Annotated in this window: 6 protein-coding genes; 1 reads left to right on the top strand and 5 read right to left on the bottom strand. The window is 65.0% G+C overall.

Going from position 1 to position 8,267, the window contains the following annotated elements; genetic code table 11:
* Positions 1-280: 280 nt before the first annotated feature.
* The 5 genes from F2P44_RS20285 to F2P44_RS20265 form a co-directional block, all read right to left on the bottom strand.
* The gene (locus F2P44_RS20285) at positions 281-1,624 is read right to left on the bottom strand and encodes an ATP-binding protein (protein ID WP_167088856.1); all 1,344 of its coding nucleotides are present in this window, start codon (positions 1,622-1,624) and stop codon (positions 281-283) included.
* A complete protein-coding gene (locus F2P44_RS20280; RefSeq protein ID WP_167088855.1) occupies positions 1,621-2,283 on the bottom strand; it encodes a response regulator in 663 nt (220 codons plus the stop codon). The genes F2P44_RS20285 and F2P44_RS20280 overlap by 4 nt, the downstream gene beginning before the upstream one ends.
* 42 nt (positions 2,284-2,325) lie before the next feature.
* Positions 2,326-3,888, bottom strand: coding sequence for a DegQ family serine endoprotease (locus tag F2P44_RS20275; protein WP_167088854.1), 1,563 nt, complete (start codon positions 3,886-3,888; stop codon positions 2,326-2,328).
* A 320-nt stretch (positions 3,889-4,208) separates the two neighbouring features.
* Complete coding sequence (locus tag F2P44_RS20270; protein WP_167088853.1) at positions 4,209-4,664, bottom strand: Hsp20 family protein; 456 nt, start codon at positions 4,662-4,664, stop codon at positions 4,209-4,211.
* 554 nt (positions 4,665-5,218) lie between these two features.
* Positions 5,219-5,506: a hypothetical protein gene (locus F2P44_RS20265; protein WP_167088852.1), complete on the bottom strand. Its 288-nt coding sequence runs from the start codon at positions 5,504-5,506 to the stop codon at positions 5,219-5,221.
* Positions 5,507-6,242: 736 nt separating this feature from the next.
* On the opposite strand from F2P44_RS20265, the gene F2P44_RS20260 reads away from it, so the two are divergent.
* Positions 6,243-8,162, top strand: a complete 1,920-nt coding sequence (locus F2P44_RS20260; protein ID WP_167088851.1) for a M61 family metallopeptidase — start codon at positions 6,243-6,245, stop codon at positions 8,160-8,162.
* Positions 8,163-8,267: the final 105 nt, after the last annotated feature.

The raw sequence follows: 8,267 nt of genomic DNA, 5'->3' as shown, positions 1-8,267 counted from the left end.
CGAATTCGCTGTCAAGCACGGCAAATCGGCTCACGTTTGAGCCTGAAATCGGAGACGGCCTCGCGGCTCGCCGCGTCCGCCTCGGTTTCGCGAGGTCAAATTCCGTCTGCCGCGCAGACTCCTAGGTCGTCGTCTTAGCCCCGTCGTTCCCGGCCTTGGCGGCCCCCTTGGCGGGAACCCAAGTTTGCGGAGTCGCCGGTTACGGTACGAACTTGGGTTCCCGCCGAGTGCCGCCTTGGCGCGGGAACGACGGAGCTGCGGTCGGAGGTCTGCCCCCCAGTCAGCCCGCGTCGGCCTTGCTCGCCGCCGGAAAGTCGATGCGCACGCTCAGGCCGCCCAGTTTGGCCGATTCGCCCAGGTTCAGCCTGGCCCCGTGGCGCTCGGCGATGGCCTTGATGATCGCCAGCCCCAGTCCGCTGCCGCTGGCCTCGCTGCCGGCGATGCGGTAAAAGCGGTTGAACACGCGCTCTCTTTCCTCGGCCGGAATGCCCGGCCCGCTGTCTTCCACCACCAGGCTGGCGCCCTTGCCCTCGCCTGTCACGCTGATATCGACCGTGCCGCCGGCCGGGGTATATTTCAAGGCGTTATCGACCAGGTTGCGCAGCATGATCATCAGCGCGTCCGGCTGGCCCGCCACCTGCACCACGTCGGCGCGCGTGAGCCCCAGGTCGATGCCGCGCGTCTGCGCCGCGCCCGCCAAGTCGGACAGCGCACGCCGGGCCAGCTCGGCCAGGTCGACCGCCTGCGTCTTGACCCCACTGGCCGCACTCGCCTCCTGGCGCGCCAGCACCAGCAATTGTTCCACCAGCCGGGTGGCGCGCTCGATGCCGGCCGTCAGACGGCCGATGGCCACCCCGCGCGCTTCCGGACTGTCGGCCCGCTCCAGGCTCAGCGCCTGCAGTTTCAACGCTTGCAGCGGCGTGCGCAACTCGTGCGCGGCGTCGGCCACGAAATGCTGCTGGGCGTCGAAGGCGGTTTTCACGCGCCCGAACAAGAGGTTCAATTCCTGCACCAGCGGCAACACTTCGTCCGGCAGATCGGCTTCCGACACCGGCGAGAGATCGTCGGCCTGGCGCGCCGCCACCTGGGCGCGCACGCGCGCCACCGGTTGCAGCGAACCGCTCACCACCCACCACACGACCAGCATCAGGATCGGCATCATCACCGCGATCGGCCCGACCGTGCGCAGCGCCAGGTTGCCGGCCATATTGCGCCGCACCGCCATGTCCTGGGCGATTTGCAGGGTCTGGGTACTAGTTTGCACCGAGAACACGCGGTAGGTGGTGTTGTTGGCCTTGACGTTGGAAAAACCCAGCACCGCGTGCTGCGGCAAGCGCGCGCGCGATACCGTGCGGAATACCTGCACCCCGTCCGGGGTCCAGACTTGCACCATCAAGTCGTTGTTTTCGGCGTCCGCTTCGACATTGGCCGCCGCTTCGGTATTGGCCAGCGGCGCGCTGGAGCGCAGCGACAAGGCCATCTGCTGCATGTGGTAATCGAAAATCTGGTCGGCGTCGGACAGGGCCGTGCGGTACGCGATCGAGGCTTGGGCAACGGCGGCAATACTGATGGCCGCAAGCAAAAACCACAACAGGCGGCCGCGCAGCGAGTGCGCCAGGTTCATAGTTTGGGCACCATGTAGCCGACCCCGCGCACGTTCTGGATCAGTTCGCTGCCCAGCTTCTTGCGCAAGCCGTGGATATAGACTTCCACCGCATTGCTGCTCACTTCATCGCGCCAGCTGTACAATTTTTCTTCGAGCTGGGCGCGCGATAGCACCACGCCGGGACGGGCGATCAGCGCTTCGAGCACCGCCCATTCGCGCGCCGACAGGGTCACGGCGGTGCCGTCGACCTGCACTTCGCGGGTGGCGGGGTTGATGCTGATGGCATTGTATTCAAAGATGGGTTCGCCACGTCCGGCAGCGCGCCGCAGCAAGGCGCGTATGCGCGCCAGCAACTCGTCGAGGTCGTAGGGTTTGAGCACGTAGTCGTCGGCCCCGGCGTCCAGGCCGGCAATGCGCTGCTCGACCGCGTCGCGCGCGGTCGCCACCAGCACCGGGGTGCGGTCCTTGCGCGTGCGCATGGCGCGCAGTACGTCGAGGCCATCCTTGCGCGGCAGCCCCAGGTCGAGCAAGACCAGGTCGTAGCTTTGCGACTGGCGCAGGGCCGTGTCGGCCATTTCGCCATCCTTGACCCAATCAACGGCGTAGTGCTCGGCCCTGAGCAGGTCGAGCACCACTTCGCCGATCATCGTATCGTCTTCCACCAGCAGCAGCCGCATCACATCCTTCTTTCTCGAACCGGCTGGCGGAACAAGGCACAATTACCCGATCCGCACCGGAATGAAGATTCTGTCATTACCGCGCTGAATCAGCAAGGCCACCGACTTGCTGGCCTTGCCCACCACATCGCGCACCTGCTCGACCGAATTGACGGCGCGGCCATTGACGGACAGTAAAACATCGCCCGGCTGGACCCCGGCATTGGAGGCGGCGCCGGCCGCATCCTCGATCACCAGGCCCGAGGCGATGCCGGACTGGCGCTTCTCGTTGGGGTCGAGCGGACGCAGGGCCAGGCCCAGTTTCGCGCTCTGGTCGGCGCCGGCGGCCGGTTCGCGCTCGTCCTGCGCCACCTTGTCGCTGGCATTGGCCAGGCGCGCATCGATGCGCACGATCTTGCCGTCGCGCCAGACGTCGAGGCTGACCTTGTCGCCCGGCTGGGCCACGCTGAGCATGGCCGGCAAGTCGCCCGAGGCAATGATCGGCTGGCCGTTCAGCTTGCGGATGATGTCACCCGACTTGATGCCCGCCTTGTCGGCCGAGCCACCTTTTTCCACATTCGACACCAGCGCGCCTTCGGGCGAATCGAGCTTGAAGGAATCGGCGAAGCCCTGGTTCACTTCCTGGATCGCTATGCCGAGCTTGGCATGCTGCACCTTGCCGGTGGAAACGATCTGGTCCTTGATGCGGTAAGCCACGTCGATCGGAATGGCGAACGACAAGCCCATATAGCCGCCGGTCTGGCTATAGATCTGCGAATTGATGCCGACCACTTCGCCCTTGGTATTGAACAGGGGACCGCCCGAGTTGCCGGGATTGACGGCGACGTCGGTCTGGATGAACGGCACCTGGCTATCGTCGGGCAGCGAGCGGCCCTTGGCGCTGACCACGCCGGCCGTGACCGAGCTCTCCAGGCCGAAAGGCGAACCGATCGCCAGCACCCATTCACCGACCTTGAGATCGCTTGATTTGCCGATTGGCACCACCGGCAGGTTCTTGGCATCGATCTTGAGCACCGCCACATCGGTCTTGGGGTCCGAGCCGAGCACCTTGGCGCGATATTCGCGCCGGTCCTGCAGCTTGACCGTGACTTCCTTGGCGTCGCGCACCACGTGCGCATTGGTCAGGATGACACCGTCCGGGCTGATAATGAACCCGGAACCGGCGCCAAAAACGGGCGTGTCGCGTTGTTGTCCACGGGGCATCTGCGGCCCCTGGAAGCGACGGAAAAATTCGAAAAACGGGTCGTCCTCGTCAAATTGCGGCATGCCGCGGCCGCGCTGCTGGCTCATGGCCGTCTTGGTGCTGCCCATCACGCGGATATTCACAACGGCGGGGCCGTTGCGCGACACCAGCGCGGTGAAGTCGGGCAACACGACGCCGGCCGCGACCGGCGCGGGGGCGCCTGGATTGACCGGCGTGCCCGTGGCGGCGGGTATTGCCGAAGGGACCAGCGGTGTGGCGGGCGCGACGGCAGCGGACGAAGCGACTGCGTTGTTATGGTTGACCGCGATCGCACCAACCGCTCCCCCGATGGCGCCGGCGGCGGCAAGGGCAAGCGTGAGACGCTTAGCGGTGATGACAGTGATGGCACCTTCGTTATGCATGGACGTACTCCTGGTTTGAAAGGATATGCTCAGTGACCGTGTGGTCAATGAGGCTTGTTGTTTATTGATGCGCTTGCTGCATGCGTTTTCTGCGTGCGTTGACTGCTGTTTGCCAAGTACCTTCTTCGTGACCACCTGATGCCTGGTCGATGATCTAATGATGCGGCAGCAGACTTAGGGTTATCTTAATTTCACGTCGCGTGCCGCAAGTTGTTTCCGACAACAGAGAACCTCCGCAGCGCACGTGGAACGGGGCGCCCCTTGCTGCGGGCGCCCCGGTGTCACTTAGCCCGGCTCGCTACAAGCCGGGCTGGGCCTGGTCAGGCCGCCTGGCGCTGCTCCAGCACCTGCACATTGTCGCCACTGTCGATGACGATCTTGCGCGGCTTGAGGGCCTCGGGCACTTCGCGCACCAGTTCGATTGTCAGCATGCCGTTGTCGAACGAGGCGGTGGTGACCTTGACGTGGTTCGCCAGCTGGAAGCGCTGCTCGAAATCACGTGCCGCGATGCCGCGGTGCAGGTAGGTACGCTGCGTGTCCTCTTTCTGCTTGCGGCCGGTGATCTGCAGGCTGTCGCGCTCGGCGATGATCTCGACTTCCGAGCGGTCGAAGCCAGCCAGTGCCATCACAATCCGGTACTTGTCGTCGCTCACCAGTTCGATGTTGTACGGTGGATAGCTGGGCTGCGCGTCGGCGCGCTGCGATTCCAGCATGTTGGCCAGACGGTCGAAGCCGATAGCGGAACGATAGAGAGGAGTCAGGTCGAATGTACGCATGATAAATATCCTTTTAGAAGTTAAGCGATAAGTTGACGGACCTCCGTGGAGCATCCGTTGAATCCAATCTAATGGCGCCGGCAAGGGTTTTCAAGGCCTTGAAAAATACGATTTTTTGCCCAATGCACCAAAAAATATTTTGAAAATGTGGGCCTGAGGCAAAAACGATTCAGTGTCCGGACGCTGGCCGTGCACGCCCCCCCGGCGGGAAGCGGCAGCACTGCGGCAACAGCGATTGCCGATGCAAGCGCTGCGGCAACTGGGGGGCCGATGCAGGCGCTGCGGCGATAGCGGTGGCTCACGCAAGCGCTGCGGCACAGCGGTGGCTCATCCAAACGCTGCGGCGATAGCGATGGCTGATGCAAGCACTGCGGCACGGCGGTGGCTGATGCAAGCACTGCGGCACGGCGGTGGCTCATGCAAGCGCTGCGGCGATAGCGGTGGCTCACGCAAGCGCTACGGCGGTTGCGGCGGTTGCGGCAGGGCGAGCGCATCGAACTCTCCGTCGCCACGGCGCATGCGGTTCAGCGCAAACAGCAGCGCGGCAACGGGCATCAATCAAAGGCGCAGTCTTCACCCATCTTGTCGGCCGCGCGGCGGTGGCGCTCGGCGCGCCGCTCGTACTGCTGCGCCGCCTGGACGTTCACGTGCTCCACCACCGCCAGCGCGCTGCGCAAGGCGTCCGACATGCAGCGCGCGGCGGCCGCCATGCTGTCGGCGGGCGTGGCCGGTTGCGGCTGCGCCTGCCGCGAGGCGCGCTCGATGCGGGCCCGCAAGACCGACGCGCGCAGCCAGCCAGCCAGCATCCCCCGGGCGGCGGACGACGAGTTCGCGCCACGCATTGCGCCCATCCCCGGCGATGGCGAGCGTCAAGCCGCGCGGCGAAACGCTGCGGCCACGGTGGACGATGGTGTCACCGACCACCTCCGCATACTCGGTCCGGCCATCGAAACTCATGCGGATTTGGGTGGTATCCGGCAGGAACAGGCACTTCCACTGAGTCCCTTTTGCGCTGCCGTCGGCCATGGTGCGCGACGCCCGCGCTTCCTCGGCCGCCAGCCAGGCATCGATGGCCATGCCCAAGGCCTGGTCGACGGAAACATTGCTGCCGGTGGCATGCGAATAGGCAACCAGCCGTGCCAGCGTGTGGTCTTTTGTTGGCGCTCCCCCTGCGGCAAAGCGTCTCGTTTGCGTGTCCATTTTTGTCTCGTTTTGTCTTATTTTGTCTTATTTGACAGCGCCGCAGCCAGTTCGTTCAAACCAGACAAAATAAGACAAAATAAGACAAAACCAGACAGCGAAATAAGACGCTTTGCCGCAGGGGAGCGCCGGGGATAGACCCAGAAGCCGCCACACCCGTAACGATTTGCAACTCATTCCGCCCGCGCGCAAGGCGGTGATGGCGCTGCCGCTCACGCATCGGACGCAAAACATGCCGTATTGCGTGCCGCGCGATATTGCCCCGACCGTTGGCGAACCCGGTCGCGGCGCACACCGGGGAGGCAAGGCTTTCGGTAGAATCATGGTCGCCTGCGAATACCCGCAGACATTGCCGATCCTTACCGTATTGACACGCCCATGCCCTTTCCGCTTCGCCGCCTTCTTCCGTCCGCCATTCCAGCCGCCTGCGCACTGACCCTGCTGGCCACGCTGGCCCTGCCGGCGCGCGCCGACGTGCCCGCCCCGCGCGACCTGCCCTACCCCGGCACCATCGTGCTCAAGGTCGACGCCACCAATGTCGGACAACAGATTTTCCGCATCCGCGCCACCATCCCGGCCGCGCCGGGTCCGCTGACCCTGCTGTATCCGCAGTGGGTCCCCGGCAACCACGGCCCCAGCGGACCGCTGAACCAGCTCGCCGGCCTGCGCCTGTCGGCCGGCGGCAAGCCGCTGGCGTGGACGCGCGATCCGGTCCAGGTGCATGCCTTCCACCTGACCGTGCCCGAGGGCGCCACCGCTGTCGAGGCCGAATACCAGTTCCTGTCGCCGGTCGAGCCGGCCCAGGGCCGCGTCACGATGACCAGCGAGATGCTCGGCGTGCAATGGCAAGCCATGACCCTGTATCCGGCCGGCTACTTCAGCCGCCGCATTCCCGTGCAAGCCTCGCTCAAGCTGCCCGATGGCTGGCAATACGGCACCGCGCTCGAAACCGCCGCGCGCCGGGGCGATGAAATCAGCTTCAAGCCGCTCGACCTGGAAACGCTGATCGATTCGCCCGTGTTCGCGGGCCGCCACTTCCGCCGCATCGACCTTGACCCCGGCGCCGCCGTACCGGTGCACCTGAACATCGTGGCCGACAATCCGGAAAGCCTGGACGCCAAGCCGGAACAGATCGCCCCGCACCGCGCGCTGGTGCAGGAAGCCGCCAAGCTGTTCGCCTCCCGCCATTACAAGCATTACGATTTCCTGTTTGCCCTGTCCGACGACTTCGGCGGCATCGGGCGCGAGCATCACCAGTCGAGCGAGAACGGGGTCAAGCCCGGCTACTTCACCGACTGGGCCAAGAGCGAAGCGGGACGCGACCTGCTGCCGCACGAGTACACCCACTCCTGGAACGGCAAGTTCCGCCGTCCGGCCGACCAGGATGTGCCGAACTTCAACGTGCCACTGCAAAACAGCCTGCTCTGGGTCTACGAAGGCCAGACCCAGTACTGGGGCAATGTGCTGGCGGCGCGCTCGGGACTGGTGTCGGCGGCCGGCATCCGCGACGCCATCGCCGCCTACGCCGCGCGCTACGACCACGTGCGGGGCCGCGCCTGGCGCACCTTGCAGGACACCGTCAACGACCCGATCGTGCAGGCGCGCCGCGCGCTGGGCTGGAGCAACTGGCAACGCAGCGAAGATTATTACGTCGAAGGCATGCTGATCTGGCTGGACGTCGACACGCGCATCCGCGAACTGTCCGGCGAGCAGCGTTCGCTGGACGATTTCGCGCGCCTCTTTTACGGCATCGACAATGGCAGCGTCGGCCCCGCCTATTACCAGTTCGACGAGGTCGTGCGCACCCTGGCATCGGTGCAAGCGTTCGACTGGGCGCCCTTCCTGCGCGCCAAGCTCGACGGCAATGCCGCGGGCGCGCCGCTCGACGGCCTGGCCCGCGCGGGCTGGAAGCTGGTGTATACCGACACCCCCACCGAGCTCATCAAAGGCCAGGAAGAACGCAACAAGATGAGCGACTTCAGCTACTCGCTTGGCTTTTCCGTCAAGAACGATGGCACGATCGAGGGCATCGAATGGGATGGCGTGGGTTTTCGCGCCGGGCTGTCGGGCAATAGCAGCATCGTGGCTGTCAACAACCGTGCCTACAAGCCGGAACTGCTGAAAGCGGCCGTGAAGGCCGCGCGCGACGGCAAGTCTCCGCTCAGCTTGCTTGTCAAGAAAGGTAGCACTTTCCGCACCGTGGCACTCGATTACCAGGGCGGCTTGCGCTATCCGCGCCTGGAACGCATTCCCGGCAGCCAGGACCGGCTCGATGCCATCCTGCAAGCACGGCGCTGATCCGGGTAGGCGGAAAACCACACTCCGGCCGGGCGGCGCCGGATTGTTTGCGGCATTGCTGTCCATGCCGGCAGACACTGGTATATTCTGGAGCATTGCCGTCAA

Origin of the sequence: Massilia frigida (genome assembly GCF_011682175.1) — a bacterium.
In the GTDB taxonomy this organism is placed as follows: domain Bacteria; phylum Pseudomonadota; class Gammaproteobacteria; order Burkholderiales; family Burkholderiaceae_D; genus Telluria_A; species Telluria_A frigida.
This window is presented reverse-complemented; position numbering and strand designations above follow the sequence as displayed.